At 64.7% G+C, this 23,112-nt stretch carries 22 protein-coding genes; 21 read left to right on the forward strand and 1 reads right to left on the reverse strand.

Annotation, left to right across the window (positions count from 1 at the left end; genetic code table 11):
* Positions 1–21 precede the first annotated feature (21 nt).
* The 14 genes from PJ259_RS22345 to ispD all read left to right on the forward strand — a co-directional run bounded on the left by PJ259_RS22345 (position 22) and on the right by ispD (position 15,789).
* Positions 22–525 carry an OmpH family outer membrane protein gene (locus tag PJ259_RS22345; protein ID WP_271654212.1) on the forward strand — a complete coding sequence of 168 codons (504 nt, stop codon included), beginning with the start codon at positions 22–24 and terminating at the stop codon, positions 523–525.
* Entirely contained in the window at positions 525–1,598 is a 1,074-nt protein-coding gene (lpxD, locus tag PJ259_RS22350) for a UDP-3-O-(3-hydroxymyristoyl)glucosamine N-acyltransferase (protein ID WP_059314052.1), read from the forward strand. The genes PJ259_RS22345 and lpxD overlap by 1 nt, the downstream gene beginning before the upstream one ends.
* Positions 1,599–1,643: 45 nt before the next feature.
* Positions 1,644–2,084 (forward strand): 3-hydroxyacyl-ACP dehydratase FabZ, encoded by a 441-nt coding sequence (fabZ, locus tag PJ259_RS22355; RefSeq protein WP_059314053.1) that lies wholly within the window; start codon positions 1,644–1,646, stop codon positions 2,082–2,084.
* Positions 2,081–2,857, forward strand: coding sequence for an acyl-ACP--UDP-N-acetylglucosamine O-acyltransferase (gene lpxA, locus PJ259_RS22360; RefSeq protein ID WP_271654213.1), 777 nt, complete (start codon positions 2,081–2,083; stop codon positions 2,855–2,857). Before fabZ ends, lpxA begins: the two co-directional genes overlap by 4 nt.
* A 16-nt stretch (positions 2,858–2,873) precedes the next feature.
* Entirely contained in the window at positions 2,874–4,001 is a 1,128-nt protein-coding gene (lpxB, locus tag PJ259_RS22365; protein ID WP_271655914.1) for a lipid-A-disaccharide synthase, read from the forward strand.
* A complete protein-coding gene (gene rnhB, locus PJ259_RS22370) occupies positions 4,001–4,636 on the forward strand; it encodes a ribonuclease HII (RefSeq protein ID WP_271654214.1) in 636 nt (211 codons plus the stop codon). The genes lpxB and rnhB overlap by 1 nt, the downstream gene beginning before the upstream one ends.
* 76 nt (positions 4,637–4,712) lie before the next feature.
* Positions 4,713–8,234 carry a DNA polymerase III subunit alpha gene (gene dnaE / locus PJ259_RS22375; protein WP_271654215.1) on the forward strand — a complete coding sequence of 1,174 codons (3,522 nt, stop codon included), beginning with the start codon at positions 4,713–4,715 and terminating at the stop codon, positions 8,232–8,234.
* Between the two features lie 140 nt (positions 8,235–8,374).
* Positions 8,375–9,325: an acetyl-CoA carboxylase carboxyltransferase subunit alpha gene (locus PJ259_RS22380; protein WP_059314058.1), complete on the forward strand. Its 951-nt coding sequence runs from the start codon at positions 8,375–8,377 to the stop codon at positions 9,323–9,325.
* A 10-nt stretch (positions 9,326–9,335) separates the two neighbouring features.
* Positions 9,336–10,652 (forward strand): tRNA lysidine(34) synthetase TilS, encoded by a 1,317-nt coding sequence (tilS, locus tag PJ259_RS22385; protein WP_271654216.1) that lies wholly within the window; start codon positions 9,336–9,338, stop codon positions 10,650–10,652.
* A gap of 142 nt (positions 10,653–10,794) precedes the next feature.
* Positions 10,795–12,423 (forward strand): CTP synthase, encoded by a 1,629-nt coding sequence (locus PJ259_RS22390; RefSeq protein WP_059314060.1) that lies wholly within the window; start codon positions 10,795–10,797, stop codon positions 12,421–12,423.
* 2 nt (positions 12,424–12,425) lie between these two features.
* Positions 12,426–13,274, forward strand: coding sequence for a 3-deoxy-8-phosphooctulonate synthase (kdsA, locus tag PJ259_RS22395; RefSeq protein ID WP_271654217.1), 849 nt, complete (start codon positions 12,426–12,428; stop codon positions 13,272–13,274).
* A 79-nt stretch (positions 13,275–13,353) separates the two neighbouring features.
* Positions 13,354–14,643, forward strand: a complete 1,290-nt coding sequence (gene eno / locus PJ259_RS22400) for a phosphopyruvate hydratase (protein WP_271654218.1) — start codon at positions 13,354–13,356, stop codon at positions 14,641–14,643.
* A 166-nt stretch (positions 14,644–14,809) separates the two neighbouring features.
* Positions 14,810–15,088: a septum formation initiator family protein gene (locus tag PJ259_RS22405; RefSeq protein WP_007159473.1), complete on the forward strand. Its 279-nt coding sequence runs from the start codon at positions 14,810–14,812 to the stop codon at positions 15,086–15,088.
* Positions 15,088–15,789 (forward strand): 2-C-methyl-D-erythritol 4-phosphate cytidylyltransferase, encoded by a 702-nt coding sequence (ispD, locus tag PJ259_RS22410; protein WP_271654219.1) that lies wholly within the window; start codon positions 15,088–15,090, stop codon positions 15,787–15,789. The genes PJ259_RS22405 and ispD overlap by 1 nt, the downstream gene beginning before the upstream one ends.
* A gap of 48 nt (positions 15,790–15,837) precedes the next feature.
* On the opposite strand, the gene PJ259_RS22415 is transcribed toward ispD, so the two are convergent.
* Entirely contained in the window at positions 15,838–16,743 is a 906-nt protein-coding gene (locus PJ259_RS22415; protein ID WP_156428993.1) for a LysR substrate-binding domain-containing protein, read from the reverse strand.
* Between the two features lie 101 nt (positions 16,744–16,844).
* Here PJ259_RS22415 and PJ259_RS22420 point away from each other — a divergent pair, with 101 nt between their 5' ends.
* The 7 genes from PJ259_RS22420 to PJ259_RS22450 all read left to right on the forward strand — a co-directional run bounded on the left by PJ259_RS22420 (position 16,845) and on the right by PJ259_RS22450 (position 23,018).
* A complete protein-coding gene (locus tag PJ259_RS22420; RefSeq protein WP_017639036.1) occupies positions 16,845–17,957 on the forward strand; it encodes an S-(hydroxymethyl)glutathione dehydrogenase/class III alcohol dehydrogenase in 1,113 nt (370 codons plus the stop codon).
* 41 nt (positions 17,958–17,998) lie between these two features.
* Entirely contained in the window at positions 17,999–18,853 is an 855-nt protein-coding gene (gene fghA, locus PJ259_RS22425; protein ID WP_271654220.1) for an S-formylglutathione hydrolase, read from the forward strand.
* A gap of 209 nt (positions 18,854–19,062) precedes the next feature.
* Positions 19,063–19,536, forward strand: coding sequence for a 2-C-methyl-D-erythritol 2,4-cyclodiphosphate synthase (gene ispF / locus PJ259_RS22430; protein WP_271654221.1), 474 nt, complete (start codon positions 19,063–19,065; stop codon positions 19,534–19,536).
* Positions 19,533–20,591, forward strand: coding sequence for a tRNA pseudouridine(13) synthase TruD (gene truD / locus PJ259_RS22435; protein ID WP_271654222.1), 1,059 nt, complete (start codon positions 19,533–19,535; stop codon positions 20,589–20,591). Before ispF ends, truD begins: the two co-directional genes overlap by 4 nt.
* Positions 20,579–21,334, forward strand: coding sequence for a 5'/3'-nucleotidase SurE (surE, locus tag PJ259_RS22440; RefSeq protein WP_059314066.1), 756 nt, complete (start codon positions 20,579–20,581; stop codon positions 21,332–21,334). Before truD ends, surE begins: the two co-directional genes overlap by 13 nt.
* Positions 21,335–21,372: 38 nt before the next feature.
* Positions 21,373–22,011 (forward strand): protein-L-isoaspartate(D-aspartate) O-methyltransferase, encoded by a 639-nt coding sequence (locus PJ259_RS22445; protein WP_167348579.1) that lies wholly within the window; start codon positions 21,373–21,375, stop codon positions 22,009–22,011.
* A 170-nt stretch (positions 22,012–22,181) separates the two neighbouring features.
* Positions 22,182–23,018, forward strand: coding sequence for a peptidoglycan DD-metalloendopeptidase family protein (locus PJ259_RS22450; RefSeq protein ID WP_442964865.1), 837 nt, complete (start codon positions 22,182–22,184; stop codon positions 23,016–23,018).
* Positions 23,019–23,112: the final 94 nt, after the last annotated feature.

The raw sequence follows: 23,112 nt of genomic DNA on the forward strand, positions 1-23,112 counted from the left end.
CGCTTTACGCAGGAGTCAACTGTGCACAAGTACACCCGTTACGCTCTGTTCGCTGCCGTTCTCGTTGCCGCTCCGGTTTTCGCCGACACCAAGATCGCCGTGCTGAACTACCAGATGGCCCTGCTGGAGTCGGACGCCGCCAAGAAGTACGCGGTCGATTCCGAAAAGAAATTCGGTCCTCAGCTGAACAAGCTGAAGAGTCTGGAGGGCTCGGCCAAGGATATCCAGGACAAGCTCAACAAGGGCGGTGACAAGATGGCCCAGGCCGAGCGCACCCGTCTGGAAAATGATTTCCGTCAGAAGGCCCGGGATTTCCAGTTCCAGTCCAAGGAACTCAACGATGCCAAGGCCGCGTCCGACCGTGACATGCTCAAGCTGCTCAAGCCGCGCCTGGATAAGGCCGTGGAAGAGGTGCTGAAGAAGGGTGATTACGATCTGGTGCTCGAGCGCGGTGCCGTGGTGGACGTGAAGCCGCAGTACGACATCACGCGCCAAGTCATCGAGCGCATGAACGCGGGTCGTTAATGAGCCATACGACCTTTACGCTGGGCGAGCTGGCGCAATGGCTGGAAAGCCGCCAGTTGACCGTGGAATTACGCGGTTCGCCCGAGCGCCTGGTAACCGGCCTGGCTACCCTGCCAGAGGCCGGTGCTGACCAGCTGAGTTTTCTTGCCAATCCGCAGTATCGCCGCTATCTGGCCGACACCCAGGCTGGGGCGGTGCTGCTCACGGAAAAGGACGCCGACGGCTATGCCGGCGATGCCCTTATCCTGGCCAATCCCTATCTGGCCTATGCACGGCTGTCCCATCTGTTCGACCGCAAGCCACGTAGCGCGGCCGGCATCCATCCTACGGCGCTCGTCGCTGCGGATGCCCAGGTCGATCCGACGGCGGCCATTGGCCCCTATGTGGTGATTGAGGCACAGGCGCACATCGGTGCTGGCGTGAGTCTGGGAGCTCACTGCGTAGTGGGTGCGCGCAGCGTCATTGGTGCAGACAGCTGGCTGGCGCCACGGGTCACGCTCTATCACGACGTGATCATCGGCGAACGAGCAGTGGTGCAATCCGGCGCCGTGATCGGCGCGGAAGGCTTCGGCTTCGCCAGCGAGCGCGGCCAGTGGCAAAAAATCGCCCAGCTGGGTGGGGTGCTGATCGGCGACGACGTCGAGATCGGGGCCAATACCACCATCGACCGTGGCGCCCTGGCGAACACGATCATCAGTAATGGCGTCAAGCTCGACAACCAGATCATGATCGCGCACAACGTCCAGGTCGGTGAGCACACCGCCATGGCAGCCTGTGTCGGCATCTCTGGCAGTACCAAGATCGGCAAACACTGCACCATCGCCGGCGGCGTGGGCATGGTCGGTCATATCGAGGTGTGCGACAACGTGTTCGTCACCGGTATGACCATGGTGACTCGCTCGATTACCGAGCCCGGTGCCTATTCCTCCGGTACGGCCATGCAGCCGGCCGGGGAGTGGAAGAAGAGCGCCGCGCGGATTCGTCACCTCGACGACATGGCTCGCCGTCTGCAACATCTGGAAAAAATCGTTGCTACCGTGACCTCGCGGGATGACGCTGCTTCTGATGCTTGATTCTGCATCGGATGTTTCCCCTTTCTGAACAGGCCTTCCCCGACCATGATGGACATCAACGAGATCCGTGAATATCTCCCGCATCGCTATCCCTTTCTGTTAGTGGATCGCGTGCTGGAGCTGGATATCGAAGCCAAGCGCATTCGTGCCTACAAGAACGTCAGCATCAATGAGCCGTTCTTTACTGGCCACTTTCCCCAGCACCCGATCATGCCGGGCGTGCTGATCGTCGAGGCCATGGCGCAGGCAGCCGGTGTCCTTGGCTTCAAGATGATGAATTCCTCGCCGGCCGACGGCACCCTGTACTACTTCGTCGGATCGGATAAGCTGCGTTTTCGCCAGCCGGTGACGCCGGGTGATCAGCTGATGCTCGACGCTCGCTTCATCAGCACCAAGCGCGGCATCTGGAAATTCGAATGTCGGGCCAGTGTGGACGACAAGCCGGTCTGCTCGGCCGAGATTATCTGCGCGGAACGCAAGCTATGACGTTGATTGACCCCAGGGCTATCGTCGACCCCAAGGCACGGCTCGCTGCCGATGTCCAGGTCGGCCCCTGGTCGATCATCGGGCCAGATGTGGAGGTAGGCGAGGGTACCGTCATCGGGCCTCACGTCATCCTCAAGGGTCCGACCATGATCGGACGTCACAATCGCATCTTCCAGTTCTCGTCCATCGGCGAGGATACGCCTGACCTCAAGTATCAGGGCGAACCGACCCGGTTGCGCATCGGCGATCACAACACCATCCGCGAAGGGGTCACCATCCATCGCGGTACCGTGCAGGATCGGGAAGAGACCACCATTGGCGATCACAATCTGCTGATGGCCTATGTGCACATCGGCCATGACAGCGTGATCGGCAATCACTGCATCCTGGTCAACAACACGGCCCTCGCCGGACACGTGCATGTCGACGATTGGGCGATTCTCTCCGGCTATACCCTGGTCCATCAATTCTGCCGTATTGGCGCCCACAGCTTTTCCGGCATGGGTACGGCCATCGGCAAGGATGTACCGGCCTATGTCACGGTGTTCGGTAACCCGGCCGAAGCCCGTAGCATGAATTTCGAAGGCATGCGGCGGCGCGGCTTCTCGACCGAGGTCATCAAGGAATTGCGCCGCGCCTACAAGGTGGTCTATCGCCAGGGGCTGACCGTCGATGACGCCATGCGGGAGCTGGAGCCGGTGGCCCAGCAGTTTCCCGAGGTGGCGGTATTCCGTGACTCCATCCTGAGTGCGACGCGTGGCATCACCCGCTGAGTTCGCCCAGCGCCCGCTGCGTGTGGCGCTGGTGGCAGGGGAGGCGTCGGGCGATCTGCTGGGCGCTGGCCTGATGCAGGCGCTGCGCGAGCAGCATCCGCATATCTCCTTCATGGGCGTCGGTGGTCCGCGGATGGAAGCCGAAGGACTGGTGTCCGAGTTTCCCATGGAGCGCCTGGCGGTCATGGGGCTGGTCGAGGTGCTCGGCCGGCTGCGCGAACTGCTGGGCCGGCGCAAGGCGCTGATCGCCCAGTTGCTCGATGCCCGCCCCGACGTCTTCATCGGTATTGATGCCCCGGATTTCGTCCTCGAGATCGAGGCCCAGCTGCACCGCGCAGGCATTCCCGCCGTGCATTACGTCAGTCCCTCGGTCTGGGCCTGGCGACAGAAGCGGGTGCTGAAGATTCGCGATGGCTGCGACCTGATGCTGACCCTGTTTCCCTTCGAGGCCCGTTTCTACGAGGAGCAGCAGGTGCCGGTGCGTTTCGTCGGGCATCCACTGGCCGACACCATCCCGCTAGATAACGACCGCGCGGCCGCCAGGCAGGCCCTGGGTTTGCCGGAACAGGGGCAGGTCGTGGCTCTGTTGCCCGGCAGTCGCGGTGGCGAAGTAGGGCGCCTCGGTGCGCTGTTCCTCGACGCCGCCGCCCAGTTGCTGGCCGTGCGTCCAGGTGTGCGTTTCGTCTTACCCTGTGCCAACGCCGCACGACGGGCTCAGGTGGAGCAATTGCTGGAAGGGCGACCGCCCTTGCCGCTGCTGCTGACCGATGGACGTTCCCATGAAGTGCTGGCCGCCTGTGATGGCGTGCTGATCGCCTCGGGCACCGCGACCCTGGAGACACTGCTGTTCAAACGGCCCATGGTGGTGGCCTATCGGGTGGCGCCCCTGACCTATCTGATTCTCAAGCAGCTGGTGAAAAGCCCCTACATTTCGCTGCCCAACCTGCTGGCCGGACGCAAGCTGGTGCCTGAGCTGATCCAGCACGAGGCAACGCCGGAGCGGCTGGTGGCTGAACTCCTGCCGCTGCTGGAGCGGCCGCAGCAGCAGACCGACAGCTTCGAAACCATCCATCACAGCCTGCGGCGCGATGCCTCGGTCCAGGCGGCCGGCGCCGTGTTGGATCTGCTGCGGGCGCGCAGCTGATGCAGCTGGGCCTGGATTTCAATCTGGTCGAGGCGCTGGTCGCCGGGGTCGACGAAGTCGGTCGCGGCCCCTTATGTGGTGCTGTGGTGACAGCGGCGGTCATTCTTGATCCAGGCAAGCCCATCCTAGGGCTGAATGACTCCAAGAAGCTGTCGCTGGTCCGCCGTGAAGCCCTGTTCGAGGAGATTCAGGAAAAGGCCCTGGCCTGGTGCGTGGCGCGCGCTGAAGTTGCCGAGATCGATCGCCTGAACATCCTGCACGCCACCATGCTGGCCATGCAGCGAGCGGTGGAGGGCCTTCAGGTCCAGCCGCGTCTGGCACTGATCGACGGCAATCGCTGCCCCAAACTGGCGGTGCCCAGTGCACCGGTAGTGAAGGGAGATAGCCAGGTCCCGGCAATCGCCGCGGCGTCCATTCTGGCCAAGGTGACCCGCGATCGCGAAATGCAGGTGCTGGATACCCTCTATCCGGGCTATGGCCTGGCCGGACACAAGGGCTATCCCACCGCCGAGCACCTCGACGCGCTCAGGCGCCTGGGTCCCACGCCCATCCATCGGCGTTCCTTCGCACCGGTACGCGAGGCCTGGCTCGCTCTCGAGACCCAGGCCTCGACCCAGATCGTCGCGACCTACTGACGGCCGTCGCGGCGGTCTGACCCCAGGTCGACAATCCAGTACAATCCCGCGCCTCATGCATCAAGGGGTCTCTGCCATGTCCGCATCCTTCGTCCACCTGCGTCTACACACGGAATACTCCCTGGTCGACGGGATCGTGCGAGTGAAGGGGCTGGTCAAGGCCGCTGAAGCAGCCGGGATGCCGGCGGTGGCGGTGACCGACCAGGGTAACCTCTGTTCGCTGGTCAAGTTCTACAAGGCCGCCATGGGCGCCGGGATCAAGCCTATCGCTGGCGCCGACATCTGGATGGCCGGCCGCGACAGCGATGCCCCGCAAAGCCGCCTGACCCTGCTGGTCATGAACGCCAAGGGCTATCGCAACCTTACCGAACTGCTGTCTCGCGGTTTTCAGGAAGGCCAGCAAGACGGGCAGATCGTCATCCAGCGCGATTGGGTGAAGGAGGCCAGCGAGGGGCTGATCGCCTTGTCCGGTTCCAAGGAGGGCGAGATTGGTATGGCGCTGCTCGAAGGCGATCTGGCCCTGGCCGATCAGCTCTTCGAGGAATGGCAGCAGGTCTTCCAGGATCGCTTCTATCTGGAGATCCAGCGCACCGAAAGAGCGGGTGACGAAGAGCATCTGCATGCGGCGGTGGCCCTGGCCGATCGTTGCGGTGGCGCCCTGGTGGCGACCAACGACGTGCGCTTTCTCAAGGCCGAGGACTTCGAAGCCCACGAGACCCGCGTCTGCATTGGCGAGGGCCGTCCGCTGGACGATCCCCGGCGCGAGCGCAAGTACAGCGACCAGCAGTACCTGAAGTCGGCGGCCGAGATGGCCGAGCTGTTCAGCGACCTGCCCGAGGCGCTGGAAAACACCGTCGAGATCGCCAAGCGCTGCAACATCGAAATCCAGTTGGGCAAATACTTCCTGCCCAACTTCCCGATTCCCAACGGGATGACCATCAACGACTACCTGCGCCATGTGTCCTTCGAGGGCCTGGAGGAGCGCCTGGCCGTGCTCTGGCCGCGCGAGACCACGCCGAACTACGAGGAAAAGCGCCAGGAGTACGTCGACCGGCTTAACTTCGAGCTCGACATCATCATCCAGATGGGCTTCCCCGGTTACTTCCTCATCGTGATGGACTTCATCAAGTGGGCGAAGAACAACGGCGTACCGGTCGGTCCCGGCCGGGGCTCGGGTGCCGGCTCCCTGGTCGCCTATGTGCTCAAGATCACCGACCTGGATCCGCTGGCCTACGACCTGCTGTTCGAGCGCTTCCTGAACCCCGAGCGGATCTCCATGCCCGACTTCGACGTCGACTTCTGCATGGACGGTCGTGACCGGGTGATCGAATACGTGGCCGACCTGTACGGCCGCGAGGCGGTGAGCCAGATCATCACCTTCGGCACCATGGCGGCCAAGGCGGTGGTGCGCGACGTGGCGCGGGTGCAGGGCAAGTCCTATGGCCTGGCCGATCGCCTGTCGAAGATGATCCCCTTCGAAGTGGGCATGACCCTGCAGAAGGCCTTTGAGCAGGAGGAGCCGCTGCGCGACTTCCTGGCGACCGACGAGGACGCCAAGGAAATCTGGGACATGGCCCTGAAGCTGGAAGGCATTACCCGCGGCACCGGCAAGCACGCCGGGGGCGTGGTGATCGCCCCGACCAAGCTGACCGACTTCTCACCGATCGCCTGCGACGAGGACGGCAACGGCCTGGTGACCCAGTTCGACAAGGACGACGTCGAGCAGGCCGGCCTGGTCAAGTTCGACTTCCTCGGCCTGCGCACCCTGACCATCATCAAGTGGGCGCTGGAGACCATCAACCGCACGGAAGTGGAGGAGGGGCGCGAGCCGCTCAACATCGACTTCATCCCGCTGGACGACAAGCCGACCTACGCCCTGCTGCAAAAGGCCGAGACCACCGCCGTCTTCCAGCTGGAATCCCGCGGCATGAAGGAGCTGATCAAGAAGCTCAAGCCGGACTGCCTGGAAGACCTCATCGCCCTGGTGGCGCTGTTCCGACCCGGTCCGCTGCAGTCGGGCATGGTGGACGACTTCATCAACCGCAAGCACGGTCGCGCCGAGCTGGCCTATCCGCACCCGGACTACCAGTACGATGGCCTGCAGCCGGTGCTGGCGCCGACCTACGGCATCATCCTCTACCAGGAACAGGTGATGCAGATCGCCCAGGTCATGGGCGGCTACACCCTGGGCCAGGCGGACATGCTGCGCCGGGCCATGGGCAAGAAGAAGCCTGAGGAGATGGCCAAGCAGCGCGGCGGCTTCATCGAGGGCTGCGCCAATAACGGCATCGATGGTGAGCTGGCGGGCAACATCTTCGACCTGGTGGAGAAATTCGCCGGTTACGGCTTCAACAAGTCCCACTCGGCCGCCTATGGTCTGGTCTCCTACCAGACCGCCTGGCTGAAGACCCACTATCCGGCACCCTTCATGGCCGCGGTGCTGTCGGCGGACATGCACAACACCGACAAGGTGGTGATCCTCATCGAGGAATGCCGCCACATGAAGCTGCGCATCGACACGCCGGACGTGAACATCTCTGAGTTCAAGTTCACCGTGAACGAGGGCGGGCGAATCGTCTACGGCCTGGGCGCCATCAAGGGTGTGGGCGAGGGGCCGGTGGAGGCCATCGTCGAGGCACGTGCCGAAGGACCCTTCAAGGACCTGTTCGATTTCTGCGCGCGGGTGGACCTCAAGCGCATCAACAAGCGCACCCTGGAAGCCCTGATCCGCTCTGGCGCCCTAGATCGCCTGGGGCCGCACTACCATGACGAGATCAAGGCCTATCAGGCGACCATCGACCAGAACCGCGCCGTGCTGCTGGCGGCCATGGAAGAGGCCATCGCCTCGGCCGAGCAGACCGCCCGTAGTCACAACAGCGGGCATGTCGACCTCTTCGGTGGCGTCTTCGCCGAACCCGAGGCCGATGTCTATGCCAATCACCGGCGCGCCCGGGAGCTCAATCTCAAGGAGCGCCTACGCGGGGAAAAGGAAACCCTGGGGCTGTACCTGACCGGCCACCCCATCGAGGAATACGAAGGCGAGGTGCGCCGGCTGGCGCGTCAGCGCATCGTCGACCTCAAGCCCTCGCGCGAGACCCAGACCGTGGCCGGGCTGATCGTCAACCTGCGGGTGATGAAGAACAAGCGTGGTGACAAAATGGGCTTCGTCACCCTGGACGACCGTTCCGGGCGCATCGAGGCCTCGCTGTTCGCCGAGGCTTTCAACGCGGCCCAGGCGCTCTTGCAGACCGACGCCCTGGTGATCGTCGAGGGCGAGGTCAGCCAGGACGACTTCTCTGGCGGCCTGCGGCTGCGCGCCAAGCGGGTGCTGGGCTTGGAAGAGGCCCGTACCGCCCTGGCGGAAAGTCTGAGGATCGCGGTGCGCAGCGAGTCCCTGGCCGGTGACCGGCTACGCTGGCTGGGTGAACTCTGTGGTCGTCACCGTGGTGCCTGTCCGGTCACCATCGACTACCAGGGCCCCACCGCGCGTGCCTTGCTGCAGTTCGGCGAGAATTACCGGATCGACCCGGCTGATGGCCTGATTCAAACCCTGCGTGACCAGTTCGGCAGGGAGAACGTCTTTCTCAACTATCGTTAAGCCCGAGCGCCTCGTGCGTTCCGTCCCAACCCTCGCCAGCGGCGGGTGCCAGTGACGCGGCAGGAGTCTCGACCTGTCTCGTCCGATCCCTTAAGGTAGGCGCCCCGGCCCCTGGCTCTAGATTGCAATAACGGATGCCCATGAACCCGAACTATCTCGATTTCGAACAGCCCATCGCCGATCTCCAGGCCAAGATCGAAGAACTTCGACTGGTCGGTAACGACAATGCGCTGAACATCAGTGACGAGATCGCCCGGTTGCAGGAGAAGAGCCAGGCGCTCACCAAGAGCATCTTCAGCGACCTGTCGAGTTGGCAGGTGGCCCGTCTGGCGCGTCATCCGCTGCGTCCCTACACCCTGGATTACATCAGCTACCTCTTCAGCGATTTCGAAGAGCTGCATGGCGACCGTCACTTCGCCGACGATCCGGCCATCGTGGGTGGCGTCGCCCGCCTGGAAGACCGTCCGGTAATGATCATCGGCCATCAGAAGGGCCGCGAAGTGCGCGAGAAGGTGCGGCGCAACTTCGGCATGCCGCGTCCGGAAGGCTATCGCAAGGCTTGCCGTCTGATGGAAATGGCCGAGCGTTTCAAGATGCCGATCCTGACCTTCATCGATACCCCCGGTGCCTACCCGGGTATCGACGCCGAAGAGCGTGGCCAGAGCGAGGCCATCGCCTGGAACCTGCGCGTCATGGCGCGTCTGAAGACCCCCATCATCGCCACCGTGATCGGCGAGGGTGGTTCCGGTGGCGCCCTGGCCATTGGCGTCTGCGATCAGCTCAACATGCTCCAGCACTCCACCTACTCGGTGATTTCGCCGGAAGGCTGCGCTTCCATCCTGTGGAAGACCGCCGAGAAGGCGCCCGATGCCGCCGAAGCCATGGGCATCACCGCCGAGCGGCTGAAGAGCCTGAACATCGTCGACCAGGTGATCGACGAGCCCCTGGGCGGTGCCCACCGCGATCCCCAGGCCATGGCAGCCAGCCTGCGCACCGCGCTGCTGGAGCAGCTGGACGAACTCAAGGGCTACGACCTGCCGGCGCTGCTGGAGCGTCGTTACGAGCGCCTGATGAGCTACGGCATTTCCTGATCCCGCCTCCATGAGTCTGCTGGATCGGCTGCACGCCCGCCTGGAGCGGCAGCCGCCCACCCGTCACTGGCGGGTGGGTTTCTCTGGCGGACTCGACTCCACCGTCCTGCTGCACCTGTTCGCGCGCCTGCGCGAGCGTGGCCTGCTCGTCGAGCTGCAGGCGATACACGTGCACCATGGCCTGCAAGCCGTCGCGGATACCTGGGTCAGTCACTGCGCCCAGGTCTGTCAGGCATTGGCGGTTCCCCTCGATATCTTGCACGTGCGCACCGATCAGGCAGCCAGTCTCGAACGTGCCGCGCGCGAGGCGCGCTATGCCGCCTTCGCACGGGTCCTGCCCGCTAAGGGCTGCCTGGTGCTCGGCCAGCACCGCGACGATCAGTTGGAGACGCTGCTGCATCGCCTGGTGCGTGGCGCGGGTGTGAAGGGGCTGACCGGCATGCCGGATGCGCGGCCGCTGGCTGCCGGTCGCCTCTGGCGCCCCTTGCTGGACGAGCCACGGGCCGCGCTGCTGGCCTATGCCCGGAACGAAAAGCTGGACTGGATCGAGGATCCCAGCAACGCCGACATCCAGCTGGATCGCAATTATCTGAGGCACGAGGTGCTACCCCGGCTGCGCACTCGCTGGCCGGGTGTCGACCAGGTTATGGCGCGCAGCGTTCGGCATCTGGCCGAGGCCGATGAGCTGCTGGGCGAGTTGGCCAGCCTGGATCTGCTGCAGGCTCGGCGAGGGGAGCAGCCCTTTGCCTGGGTGCCGCTGCCAAGCCTGGCTCTGCTGCCCCTGCAGGCCCTGAGCGAGGCACGCCAGCGCAATGCCTTGCGCGCCTGGCTGGAGCGTCTGACGCGCCAGCCTGACAGCGCCCATTGGGCCGGCTGGCAGGCGCTGCGCGAGGGAGGGGAGGCCAGCGATCCCTGCTGGCGCCTGGAAGGCGGCAGCGTGCGCCGTGGCGCTGGGCGGATCTGGTGGGTGCCGGATGCCTGGCAGGCCGAGCCGCTGCCTGCGGCCTTAAACGGACAGGAAACCACCCTGGAGCTCGGGGGCAATGGCCGGCTGATATTCGTCGGTCGGCCTGCCGAATCCGGCTGGCGGATCGGCTATCGGCAGGGGGGCGAGCGGCTGCGGATCCCTGGTCGGGGCGCCCGTGACCTCAAGCGATTGCTCAATGAGCAGGCGGTGCCGCCGTACCTGCGCGGCCGTTTGCCGCTGCTCTGGCGAGGCGACGAACTGCTGGCCGTGGCCAATCTGCCCGGCCTGAGTGCTCTGCCAGGGGGAGGGCGGCTTGAGTGGCAGCCCGCAGACGGCATGGGTGGGTTTGAGCTGGGATGACCTTTAGGCTAGACTACGCTCCCGTCTTATACCGCATTTTCCGCTCGCCCCGAGTGGACGGTGTGCATTGGTCCGGCGCCAGGCCGACCGCTCTCGCTTTCATCGGCGGCTCTCCGCCTCAACGCAGATTCTAGGAATTTTCATGACGCGCTTTATTTTCGTCACGGGCGGTGTTGTTTCTTCTTTGGGGAAAGGCATCGCCTCGGCCTCCCTGGGCGCCATTCTGGAAGCGAGAGGGCTGAAGGTCACCATGCTCAAGCTGGATCCGTACATCAACGTGGATCCCGGCACCATGAGCCCCTTCCAGCACGGCGAGGTGTTCGTCACCCATGACGGCGCCGAAACCGACCTGGACCTGGGCCACTACGAGCGGTTCATCCGCACCACCGTGACCCAGAACAACAACTTCACCACCGGTCGCATCTACATGGACGTGCTGCGCAAGGAGCGCCGCGGCGACTACCTGGGCGCCACCGTGCAGGTGATCCCGCACATCACCGACGAGATCAAGCGGCGCATCATCAAGGGCGCTGGCGATGCCGATGTGGCCCTGGTGGAGATCGGCGGTACCGTCGGCGACATCGAGTCGCAGCCCTTCCTCGAAGCCATCCGCCAGCTGCGGGTAGAGATCGGGGCGCGTCGCGCCATGCTGATGCACCTGACCCTGGTGCCCTACATCGCTACCGCCGGCGAGACCAAGACCAAGCCGACCCAGCATTCGGTCAAGGAACTGCGCTCCATCGGCCTGCAGCCCGATGTGCTGATCTGCCGTTCCGACCACACCGTCGACAGTTCCTCCCGTCGCAAGATCGCCCTCTTCACCAACGTCGAAGAGCGCGCGGTCATCTCCCTGGAAGACGTCGACACCATCTACCGCATCCCTTCTGTGCTGCACGCCCAGGGTCTGGACGAATTCGTCATCGAGCGCTTCGGCCTGGAGTGCCAGCCGGCCGATCTGTCCGAGTGGGATCGCGTGGTGGACGCCAAGCTCAATCCCGAGCAGGAAGTCACCATCGCCATGGTCGGCAAGTACATGGAGCTGCTCGACGCCTACAAGTCGCTGATCGAGGCCATGAACCACGCCGGTATCCAGAGCCGCACCAAGGTCAACCTGCGCTACATCGATTCCGAGCACATCGAGCAGCAGGGTACCCACCTGCTCAAGGGCGTCGACGCCATCCTCGTTCCCGGTGGCTTCGGCCTGCGTGGCGTGGAAGGCAAGATCGCCACCGTGCAGTACGCCCGCGAGAACAAGATTCCCTACCTGGGCATCTGCCTGGGCATGCAGGTGGCGGTCATCGAATTCGCCCGTAACGTGCTGGGCTGGAAAGACGCCAACTCCACCGAATTCGACAAGGCCAGCGGCCACCCCGTGGTCGGCCTGATCACCGAATGGCAGGATTCCACCGGCGCCACCGAGATCCGCACCGAAGGCTCCGATCTGGGCGGCACCATGCGCCTGGGCGCCCAGGAATGCCAGCTGATCAGCGGCACCCAGGTGCATGACTGCTATGGCCAGGACGTCATCGTCGAGCGCCATCGTCATCGCTACGAGGTCAACAACAACCTGCTGCCGCAGATCCAGGCCGCGGGCCTGAAGATCTCCGGTCGTTCGGGCGACGGTGCCCTGGTGGAAGTGGTGGAAGCCCCGGACCATCCCTGGTTCGTCGCCTGCCAGTTCCACCCGGAGTTCACCTCCACCCCGCGTGATGGCCATCCGCTGTTCAGCGGCTTCGTCAACGCCGCCCTGCGCTACGCCAAGAAGGATTGATCATGACCGCTCAGAAGATCGTCCGTGTCGGCAACATCGAGATCGCCAACGACAAGCCCTTCGTGCTTTTCGGCGGCATGAACGTGCTGGAATCCCGTGACCTGGCCATGCAGGTGTGCGAGCAATACGTCAAGGTGACCGAGAAGCTGGGTATCCCCTATGTCTTCAAGGCCAGCTTCGACAAGGCCAACCGCTCATCGGTGAGCAGCTACCGTGGTCCCGGCATGGAAGCTGGCCTGCGCATCTTCGAAGAGCTCAAGGCCACCTTCGGCATGCCGGTGATCACCGATGTCCACGAGCCCTACCAGGCTGCCCCGGTGGCGGCGGTGTGCGACATCATCCAGCTGCCGGCCTTCCTCTCGCGGCAGACCGATCTGGTCGTGGCCATGGCCAAGACCGATGCCGTGATCAACATCAAGAAGGCCCAGTTCCTCGCGCCCCAGGAGATGAAGCACATCCTCGCCAAGTGCGAAGAAGCCGGTAACGACCAGCTGATCCTCTGCGAGCGTGGTTCCTCCTTCGGCTACAACAACCTGGTGGTCGACATGCTCGGCTTCGGCATCATGAAGAGCTTTGGCTACCCGGTGTTCTTCGACGTGACCCATGCCCTGCAGATGCCGGGCGGGCGCTCCGACTCCGCCGGCGGCCGCCGTGCCCAGGTCACCGACCTGGCCAAGGCTGGCATGAGCCAGGGCCTGGCCGGTCTGTTCCTCGAAGCCCATCCGGATCCCGAACACGCCAAGTGCGACGGCCCCTGTGCCTTGCGCCTGGACAAGCTGGAGCCTTTCCTGGCCCAGCTCAAGGCACTGGACGAGCTGGTGAAGTCGTTCACGCCGATCGAAACTGCCTAAGCGGCGGCTGAACCAAAAGGCCCGCGCGCAGCCGAAGGCTGATCCGTCAATGACCGGTAACATGGAGATCGATACAAAAATGGCTAACATCGTCGACATCAAGGGACGTGAGGTCCTGGATTCCCGCGGCAACCCCACCGTTGAAGCGGACGTGATCCTGGACAACGGTATCGTCGGTCGCGCCACCGCGCCGTCCGGCGCGTCCACCGGTTCGCGCGAGGCACTGGAGCTGCGCGACGGCGACAAGAGCCGTTATCTGGGCAAGGGCGTGCTGAAGGCCGTGGGCAACATCAACGGGCCGATCCGCGACCTACTGCTGGGCAAGGATCCGAGCGACCAGAAGGCGCTGGACCGCGCCATGATCGAGCTGGACGGTACCGACAACAAGGCCAAGCTGGGCGCCAACGCCATCCTGGCCGTGTCCCTGGCAGCTGCCAAGGCCGCCGCCGAAGACCAGGACCTGCCGCTCTACGCCCACATCGCCAACCTGAACGGCACCCCTGGCCAGTACTCCATGCCGGTGCCGATGATGAACATCATCAATGGCGGCGAGCATGCCGACAACAACGTCGACATCCAGGAATTCATGGTCCAGCCGGTCGGGGCCAAGAGCTTCGCCGACGCCCTGCGCGTGGGTGCCGAGATCTTCCATCACCTGAAAGCCGTGCTCAAGGCCCGTGGCCTGAGCACTTCCGTGGGTGACGAAGGCGGCTTCGCACCGAACCTGGCCTCCAACGCCGATGCCCTGGCTGCCATCGCCGAAGCGGTGAAGAACGCCGGCTACGAGCTGGGCACAGACGTGACCCTGGCCCTGGATTGCGCCTCCAGCGAGTTCTACAAGGACGGCCAGTACGACCTGTCCGGTGAAGGCAAGGCCTTCGACGCCAACGGTTTCGCCGACTACCTGGCCGGCCTGACCGAGCAGTTCCCGATCATCTCGATCGAAGACGGCATGGACGAGTCCGACTGGGCGGGCTGGAAGGCCCTGACCGACAAGATCGGCAGCAAGGTACAGCTGGTGGGCGACGATCTGTTCGTCACCAACACCAAGATCCTCAAGGAAGGCATCGAGAAGGGCATCGGTAACTCGATCCTGATCAAGTTCAACCAGATCGGCTCCCTGACCGAGACCCTGGAAGCCATCCAGATGGCCAAGGCCGCCGGCTACACCGCGGTGATCTCCCACCGCAGCGGCGAGACCGAAGACTCCACCATCGCCGACCTGGCCGTAGGTACCGCCGCCGGTCAGATCAAGACCGGCTCGCTGTGCCGTTCCGACCGCGTCTCCAAGTACAACCAGCTGCTGCGTATCGAAGAGCAACTGGGTACCAAGGCACCGTACCGCGGCCGTGCCGAGTTCCGTAGCTAAGGGCTGCGCGAACGTGGAGGCGACGATTCAGGTCGTTACCTCCTGGCTCGTCTGCCGGACCACAGGATAGATGCCTAGTTTACAAGCGTAGAGCCGGGCTCCTATCCTGTTTTCGTTTCTGCCGCCGCCTTTGCGGCATCTGCCGCCCGCGAATCCGTTACCACCCATGCGAAGTCCCTACTGGCTGTTCCCCTTCCTGCTCCTGCTGCTTGGCGGTCTTCAGTATCGCCTGTGGGTTGGTGATGGCAGCTTCGCCCAGGTGCGCGAACTCAAGCAGCAGATCGCCGACCAGAATGGCGAGAATAAACGCTTGCTGGAGCGCAACGAGATCCTCGAAGCCGAGGTCGTCGAGCTCAAGAAAGGCATGGAGACCGTCGAGGAGCGTGCCCGCCACGAACTCGGCATGGTCAAACAAGGCGAAACCCTCTTCCTGCAATCCAAATAATGTCCCTGCTGCCTTCCTTCTGGGCGGTCATTCCCGCCGCGGGTGTGGGCGCGCGAATGCGTGCCGACCGGCCCAAGCAATACCTCGACCTGTGCGGCCGCAGCCTGCTGGAGCGCACCCTCGACTGTTTTCTCGATCATCCCCGTCTACGCGGCCTGGCGGTGAGCCTGGCGCCGGAAGATCCCTGGTGGCCGACGCTACCCTGCGCCACCGATGCCCGTATCCTTCGTGCACCGGGCGGTCGCGAGCGCGCCGACTCGGTACTCGGCGGCCTGCTGCTGCTAGCCGAGCAGGGTGCCACCGACGGCGACTGGGTGCTGGTGCATGACGCGGCGCGGCCCAATCTGCGACGTTATGATCTGGATCGGCTGCTGGCCGAACTGGCCCAGGACCCGGTGGGTGGCCTGCTGGGCGTGCCGGCGCGGGATACCCTCAAGCGTGTCGGGCGCGATGGCCGGGTGAGCGAAACCGTGGATCGCAGCCAGGTGTGGCTAGCCTACACACCGCAGATGTTCCGCCTCGGCGCCCTGCGCGATGCCCTCTGCGCCGGCCTGGCCGCGGGCGCCGCCATCACCGACGAGGCCTCGGCCATGGAATGGGCCGGCCATGCGCCGCGTCTGGTCGAGGGCCGGGTGGACAACATCAAGGTCACCACCCCCGAAGACCTGCAGCGACTGCAGGTTGTCTTCGCCGAGGCCTAGGACTCAGGCCTGTTGCTACACCTCGATCAGAAAGCGAGCCAGCGATGCTCACCCTCTGGATAGGGAGCGGCCGCCCAGGCGCTCCGCGCCCAGTCCCTGTTTGAGGTGCTCCACCAGCAGGCGAATCTTCGGCGAGAGAAAGCGCCGCTGCGGATACAAGGCCCATACCGCGCTATTGGGCGGCTGACGGTTGTCCAGCAGCGCGCGCAGCTCGCCGCGTGCCAGATGCGGCTGCACGTAGTAGTCCGGCAGCTGGCACAGACCGAAGCCACGCAGCGCGGCGTCCAATACCGCCTGGCCGCTGTTGCAGCGCCAGGAGCCCTGGACGCGGTGCAACACCTCGCGCTCGTTTTCGCGAAAGCTCCAGATGTCGCTGGTGCCGACCAGGCAGCGATGGCGGCTCAGTTCCGACAGGGTATGGGGCGCCCCGAAGCGCTCCAGATAGCTGGGGGCGGCGCACAGGTAGAGCTCCCGCGGCGCCAGCCGCGTCGCCACCAGGCGGGAATCGGCCAGGCGACCCAGGCGGATGGCCAGGTCGTAACCCTCGTGGAGCAGGTCGACGGTGCGATTGGTCAGGTCCAGCTCCAGGCTCACCTCGGGATGACGGGCAAGGAAGTCATTGACCAGCGGCACGACGAAACGCTCGCCATAGGTCACGGCGCAGGTCATGCGGATCAGCCCCTTGGGCTGGCTGGAGAGGTCGCTGACCTCGCGCAGGGCTTCGTCGCGGGCCTCCTGCAGGCGACGGCAGTGTTGCAGGAAGGTGTGGCCGGCCTCGGTGAGGGCCACGCTGCGGGTGCTGCGGTAGAGCAGCCGAGCCTGCAGGCGCTCCTCCAGCCGTGCCACCTGACGACTGACGTGGGAAGTGGAGGTGCCCAGGCGATCGGCGGCCTGGCCAAAGTGCAGGGTATTTGCCACCGCGACGAACTCATCGATACCCTCCCAGCCCATGATTGTTTCCCTGTGGCAAAAATGAATTCCAGTATGCCCGATTGTTCCAGGATTTCTGGCGTCTAAACTGGTCACCTCGTTTTTTCGTCTGACTGGAGTCGAGCATGATCAAGTCCCGCGCCGCTGTAGCCTTCGCGCCCAATGAGCCTCTGAAGATCGTCGAAGTGGACGTCGAGCCGCCCAAGGCCGGCGAGGTGCTCATCCGCATCGTCGCCACCGGCGTCTGCCATACCGATGCCTACACCCTGTCCGGCCAGGATTCCGAGGGCGTCTTTCCCTGCATCCTCGGTCACGAAGGCGGTGGCATCGTCGAAGCAGTGGGCGAGGGCGTGACTTCGGTCGCCGTCGGCGATCACGTCATCCCGCTGTATACCGCCGAGTGCGGCCAGTGCAAATTCTGCAAATCCGGCAAGACCAACCTCTGCAGCTCGGTGCGCGCGACCCAGGGCAAGGGCCTGATGCCCGATGGCACCACCCGCTTCTCCTACAACGGCGAACCGATCTACCACTACATGGGCTGCTCGACCTTCTCCGAGTACACCGTGCTGCCAGAGGTGTCGGTAGCCAAGATCCCCGCCGAGGCGCCGCTGGAAAAGGTCTGCCTGCTGGGTTGTGGCGTCACCACCGGCATCGGCGCCGTGCTCAACACCGCCAAGGTGGAAGAGGGCGCCACCGTCGCCGTCTTCGGTCTGGGCGGCATCGGCCTGGCCGCCATCATCGGCGCCAAGATGGCCAAGGCCAGCCGCATCATCGCCATCGACATCAACCCCTCCAAGTTCGACATCGCTCGTGAACTGGGCGCCACCGACTTCGTCAATCCCAAGGATCACCAGAAGCCGATCCAGGAAGTCATCGTCGAGCTGACCGACGGCGGCGTCGACTACAGCTTCGAGTGCGTCGGCAACGTCAACCTGATGCGTGCAGCGCTGGAGTGCTGCCACAAGGGCTGGGGCGAGTCGGTGATCATCGGCGTGGCCGGTGCCGGCCAGGAGATCAGCACCCGGCCGTTCCAACTGGTGACCGGTCGCGTCTGGCGCGGCAGCGCCTTCGGTGGCGTCAAGGGCCGTAGCGAGCTGCCCGGCTACGTGCGCAAGGCGCAGAGCGGCGAGATTCCGCTGGATACCTTCATCACCCACACCATGGGTCTGGAGCAGATCAACGAAGCCTTCGAGCTGATGCACGAAGGCAAGAGCATCCGCACCGTCGTCCACTACTGATCGCCGAGAGGGCGCCCACGGGCGCCTTCTTTCCGAGGGAGATGACCATGAGTCTCGAACTGCTCTCCAGCAACAAGAGTTTCGGCGGCTGGCACAAACGCTATCGCCACCGCGCCCGCAGTCTCGACTGCGACATGACCTTCGCCGTCTATCTGCCGCCCCAGGCGGAAGCTCGTAGCGATCTGCCGGTACTCTACTGGCTGTCGGGCCTGACCTGTACCGACGAAAATTTCATGCAGAAGGCCGGTGCCCAGCGCCTGGCGGCCGAACTGGGTCTGGTGCTGGTGGCGCCGGACACCAGTCCGCGTGGCGAGGGCGTGCCGGACGACCCCGACAAGGCCTGGGACTTCGGCCTGGGTGCCGGTTTCTACATCAACGCCACCCAGCAGCCCTGGGCCAGGCACTACCGCATGCACGACTACGTGGTCGAGGAACTGCCGGCGCTGATCGAGGCCAACTTCCCGGTCTCGGATCGCCGCGGCGTCAGCGGGCATTCCATGGGTGGCCATGGCGCCCTGATCTGTGCCTTGCGTCATCCGGGCCGCTATCGTTCGGTGTCGGCCTTCTCACCCATCGTCAATCCGCTGGACTGCCCCTGGGGCCACAAGGCCTTCTCCAACTATCTAGGCGAGGATCGCAGCACCTGGGCGGAGTGGGACGCCTGTGCGCTGTTGGAAAAGGCCGAGGAGCGTCTGCCGTTGCTGGTCGACCAGGGTGAGCAGGACAGCTTCCTTGCCGAACAGCTAAAGCCCCAGTCCCTGCAACGGGCGGCGGGTGCCGTCGGCCATCCCCTCGAACTGCGCCTGCAGCCGGGCTACGACCACAGCTATTTCTTCGTCGCCAGCTTCATCGACGACCATCTGCGGCATCATGCGGCGGCCCTGTCGACCCAATAGGTTCTGTACGAAAAGTCGCCGAGCGAAGGTCAGGCGAGGCGAAAAGCGCTGAGGAAGCGGAGTTTACGAGCGGTAAATGAGCATTCCGAAGCGTTTTTCAACGAAGCATCACCGAGCGCAGGCACTTTTGGTACAGAGCCTAAGGGCGACGGGAGCTGTTGCCAGCCGGTAGAATCGACGCCCTGTCATTTTCCAGGGCGTCTTTCTTCATGCGCATAGGTCACGGTTTCGACGTTCACGCCTTCGGCGAGGGCGACTTCATTACCCTCGGTGGCATTCGTATTCCCCACCACCATGGCCTGGTCGCCCACTCCGATGGCGACGTGCTGTTGCATGCCCTGGCCGACGCCCTGTTGGGCGCCGCGGCCCTGGGCGACATCGGCAAGCATTTCCCCGATACCGATCCGCGCTTCAAGGGCGCCGACAGCCGGATGCTACTGCGCCATGTAGTCGGCCTGGTGCGCGAGCAGGGCTGGAAGGTCGGCAACGTCGACGGCACCATCGCGGCCCAGGCGCCGAAGATGGCGCCGCACATCGAGGCCATGCGCCAGGCCATCGCCGAGGACCTGCAGGTCGAGCTGGGCCAGGTCAACGTCAAGGCCACCACCACCGAGCGCCTGGGTTTCGTCGGGCGCGAAGAGGGCATCGCCGTACACGCCGTGGCCCTGTTGCTGCCGCTATGACCGAAGACCAGCTGCTCGGGCCATGCGCCCATGGCGAGCCCTGTGGCCAGGCGATTCTCAAGGCCAGCGCCGAGGACTTCCAGGTGGACGAGGTACTGGACATCCCGCTGAGCGGTGATGGCGAGCACCTCTGGCTGTGGGTCGAGAAGCGTGGCCTCAATACCGAGGAGGCGGTGCGCCGCCTGGCGCGGGCGGCCGGCGTGCCGCAGCGGGCAATCAGCTACGCCGGTCTCAAGGATCGCCAGGCGCTGACCCGCCAGTGGTTCAGCCTGCACCTGCCCGGCAAGGCCGATCCGGATCTTGCGGCCGCCTGCGACGAGACGCTGGTGATCCTCCAGCAGGGTAGGCACCGGCGCAAGCTGCAACGCGGCGCCCATGCCGCCAATGGCTTCCGCCTGCGCCTGACCGGGCTCAAGGCCGATCCCGCGGCGCTGGAGGCTCGGCTGCAGGCCATCGCCGCCGAGGGCGTGCCCAACTATTTCGGTCCGCAACGTTTTGGCTATGAGGGCGGCAATCTGGTGGACGCCCAGCAATGCGCCCGTGAACAGCGCCTACCCGAGCAGCGCAACCGGCGTTCGCGGACCTTGTCCGCCGCGCGCAGCTGGCTGTTCAATCAGGTGCTGGCCGGGCGCGTCGCCGAAGGCTCCTGGAATCGGGCGCAGGAGGGGGATCTGCTGGCCTTTACCGACAGCCGCAGCCACTTCCCGGCGACCGCCGCCGATCTGACGGATCCGCGCCTGGCAGCGCTCGATCTGCACCCTACCGGCCCGCTCTGGGGCGCCGGCGAATCGCCCGTGCAGGGCCCTGCCGCCGCCCTGGAACAGGAGGTGGCGAAGGCCGCCGGAGAGCTGCCCGCCTGGCTGGCCGGTGCCGGCCTCTCGCATGAACGGCGCATCCTGCGCCTCCCCATCGGCGGCCTGACGTGGCATTATCCCGCTCCTGACATTCTGCAACTCGAATTCGTCCTGCCGGCCGGCTGTTTTGCCACCGCAGTGGTTCGCGAGCTGGTAACGCTTGGCGAGGCAGGGCAGACGGAACATCCATGCGACTTCTGATCGCCAACGACGATGGGGTGCTGGCCCCCGGTATCGCCGCGCTGCATGCCGCGCTCGCCGCCCGTGCGGACTACGAGTGCCAGGTGGTCGCGCCGCTCTATGACATGAGCGGTGTGAGCAGTGCCCTGACGCTGGACCGCCCCCTGCATCCGCAGCGCCTGCCCAATGGCTACCTGGGCGTCAACGGCACGCCTACCGATTGCGTCCACCTCGGCCTCAATGGCCTGCTGGAGGAAACGCCCGACATGGTGGTGGCCGGTATCAATCTCGGCGCGAACCTGGGCGACGACGTCCTCTATTCCGGCACCGTGGCCGCGGCCATGGAAGGGCGTTTTCTCGCTCGCCCGGCCCTGGCCTTTTCACTGGTTTCACGCAGCCCCGACAACATGGCGGTGGCAGCGGAGATCGCTGCCCGTATCGTCGCCCTGCACGAAAGCTTCGACCTGCCGCCGCGCACCGTGCTCAACGTCAATATCCCGGATCTGCCGCTGGAGCAGATCAAGGGCCTGCAGCTGACCCGCCTGGGTCACAGAGCCCAGGCCAAGCCGCCGGTGCGCGAGATCAATCCGCGCGGCAAGGCGGGCTACTGGATCTCGGTGTCGGGCGATGCGGTGGATGGCGGGCCGGGAACCGACTTCCATGCGGTACTGGAAGGCTATGTGTCGGTGACGCCGCTACAGTTCGATCGCACCTTCCGCGAGGGCTTCGCCGGCCTGTCGGCACTGACGGAGCTGCTGGCATGACTCAGGGGCAAGAGCATATGCAAAGACACGGCATCGGCATGACGTCCCAGCGCACCCGGGAGCGGCTCATCCAGCGCCTCTACGAAGAGGGGCTGTCCAACGCCCAGGTGCTGGAGGTGATTCGCCGCACGCCGCGTCACCTGTTCGTCGACGAGGCCCTGGCCCATCGGGCCTACGAGGACACGGCACTGCCCATCGGCCATAACCAGACCATTTCCCAGCCCTTCATGGTGGCGCGCATGACCGAGCTCCTGCTCGCCGGCGGCCCCCTGGACAAGGTCATGGAGATCGGCACCGGTTCCGGCTACCAGACCGCCATCCTGGCGCAGACCGTGGAGCGGGTATTTTCCGTCGAGCGTATCCAGTCGCTGCAGGACCGGGCCAAGGAACGCCTGCTCGAACTCAACCTGCGCAACGTGGTGTTCCGCTGGGGCGATGGCTGGGAAGGCTGGCCGGCGCTGGCGCCCTACAACGGCATCATCGTCACGGCGGCCGCGCGGGAGATCCCCCAGGCACTGCTTGATCAGCTGGCACCCGGCGGCCGCCTGGTGATCCCGGTCGGCGCCGATGAGGAGCAGAAGCTCTTGCTGATCGTGCGCGAAGATGAAGGCTTCGTACGCCACGAACTCAATGCCGTACGCTTCGTACCCCTGCTCAACGGACCCCTGGCCCAGTGAGCGACAGGGAACGTTACCCCGGTACCGCGCTCCAAGGCAGCTTGACGGCTGCGGCCGCTTGAGGCCGGCGGGATGGCCGGACGCTAGATGATCAGACTCTGCGGGAGGAACGGGTGAAGGCCCGAGCGCAAGGATTTCCAGGACGAGGGCGGTCAGGCTGGCTGGCGGCGGTGCTCGTCGCCCTGCTGCTGACGGGCTGCTCGAGCAACGGTTCACGCGCGCCGGTGATCGACCGCGGCGATGGCCGTGGCAGCGTTCCCCAGGTCACCTCCGGGCAGTATCGCGTCAAGCGCGGCGACACCCTGTTTTCCATTGCCTCGCGCAACGGCTGGGAATGGCGGGCCCTGGCCGCCCAGAACGGGATCAGTGCGCCCTTTGTCATCCATGTCGGTCAGGTGATCCGCTTTGGCAACGGATCCAGCGCCAGCAGTTCCAGTCGCATCATCCGCCGCCCCGTCCCGGCAGCCTCCAATCCGGCGCCAGGCACTCCCGTCGCGACCCCGGTGCCCATTCCGCCGCCGGTGACCTCCAATCCCACTGCCGCTACCCCGGTGGTGACGCCCAATCTGCCTGCTGCACCGCCCCCGACGCCGGTCACACCGGCCCAGACACCTACCCGCGACGTCCCGCAATCCGCGTCCGGTTGGGCCTGGCCGACGAAAGGCACCCTCATCAGTCGCTTCTCCGCCAGCAGCAGTCTAAACAAGGGAATAGACATCGCCGGACAGGAAGGCCAGCCCGTGATGGCCGCCGCCGATGGCACCGTTGTCTATGCGGGGAATGGTTTACGCGGTTATGGTGAACTGGTTATCGTCAAACACAGCGAAACCTACGTCAGTGCCTACGGTCACAATCGTAGGTTGCTGGTTCGGGAAGGTGAGCGTGTCAAGATAGGACAGACCATTGCCGAGATGGGGTCGACCGGGACCGACCGGGTCAAGCTCCATTTCGAGATTCGCCGTCAGGGCAAACCGGTGGATCCTTTGCAATTCCTGCCCAATCGCTGATTCGCTAGGTGCCGACTCGTTCCCGCAGCTCTTTGGGGGCGAGTCATGGCGCATCGGCAACGTATCGATACGCCCGGGCTCGAAGCACAGACGA

It is taken from the genome of Pseudomonas sp. JBR1, from assembly GCF_028198185.1.
In the GTDB taxonomy this organism is placed as follows: domain Bacteria; phylum Pseudomonadota; class Gammaproteobacteria; order Pseudomonadales; family Pseudomonadaceae; genus Chryseomonas; species Chryseomonas oryzihabitans_E.

Excerpts from the sequence above, each read along its gene's own strand:
- eno (WP_271654218.1), top strand. The coding sequence starts at position 13,354 with ATGGCTAACATCGTCGACATCAAGGGACGTGAGGTCCTGGATTCCCGC.
- ispF (WP_271654221.1), top strand. The coding sequence starts at position 19,063 with ATGCGCATAGGTCACGGTTTCGACGTTCACGCCTTCGGCGAGGGCGAC.
- truD (WP_271654222.1), top strand. The coding sequence starts at position 19,533 with ATGACCGAAGACCAGCTGCTCGGGCCATGCGCCCATGGCGAGCCCTGT.
- PJ259_RS22390 (WP_059314060.1), top strand. The coding sequence starts at position 10,795 with ATGACGCGCTTTATTTTCGTCACGGGCGGTGTTGTTTCTTCTTTGGGG.
- ispD (WP_271654219.1), top strand. The coding sequence starts at position 15,088 with ATGTCCCTGCTGCCTTCCTTCTGGGCGGTCATTCCCGCCGCGGGTGTG.
- PJ259_RS22405 (WP_007159473.1), top strand. The coding sequence starts at position 14,810 with ATGCGAAGTCCCTACTGGCTGTTCCCCTTCCTGCTCCTGCTGCTTGGC.
- surE (WP_059314066.1), top strand. The coding sequence starts at position 20,579 with ATGCGACTTCTGATCGCCAACGACGATGGGGTGCTGGCCCCCGGTATC.
- kdsA (WP_271654217.1), top strand. The coding sequence starts at position 12,426 with ATGACCGCTCAGAAGATCGTCCGTGTCGGCAACATCGAGATCGCCAAC.
- tilS (WP_271654216.1), top strand. The coding sequence starts at position 9,336 with ATGAGTCTGCTGGATCGGCTGCACGCCCGCCTGGAGCGGCAGCCGCCC.
- rnhB (WP_271654214.1), top strand. The coding sequence starts at position 4,001 with ATGCAGCTGGGCCTGGATTTCAATCTGGTCGAGGCGCTGGTCGCCGGG.
- PJ259_RS22380 (WP_059314058.1), top strand. The coding sequence starts at position 8,375 with ATGAACCCGAACTATCTCGATTTCGAACAGCCCATCGCCGATCTCCAG.
- fabZ (WP_059314053.1), top strand. The coding sequence starts at position 1,644 with ATGATGGACATCAACGAGATCCGTGAATATCTCCCGCATCGCTATCCC.
- lpxA (WP_271654213.1), top strand. The coding sequence starts at position 2,081 with ATGACGTTGATTGACCCCAGGGCTATCGTCGACCCCAAGGCACGGCTC.
- fghA (WP_271654220.1), top strand. The coding sequence starts at position 17,999 with ATGACCATGAGTCTCGAACTGCTCTCCAGCAACAAGAGTTTCGGCGGC.
- dnaE (WP_271654215.1), top strand. The coding sequence starts at position 4,713 with ATGTCCGCATCCTTCGTCCACCTGCGTCTACACACGGAATACTCCCTG.
- PJ259_RS22420 (WP_017639036.1), top strand. The coding sequence starts at position 16,845 with ATGATCAAGTCCCGCGCCGCTGTAGCCTTCGCGCCCAATGAGCCTCTG.
- lpxD (WP_059314052.1), top strand. The coding sequence starts at position 525 with ATGAGCCATACGACCTTTACGCTGGGCGAGCTGGCGCAATGGCTGGAA.
- PJ259_RS22445 (WP_167348579.1), top strand. The coding sequence starts at position 21,373 with ATGACGTCCCAGCGCACCCGGGAGCGGCTCATCCAGCGCCTCTACGAA.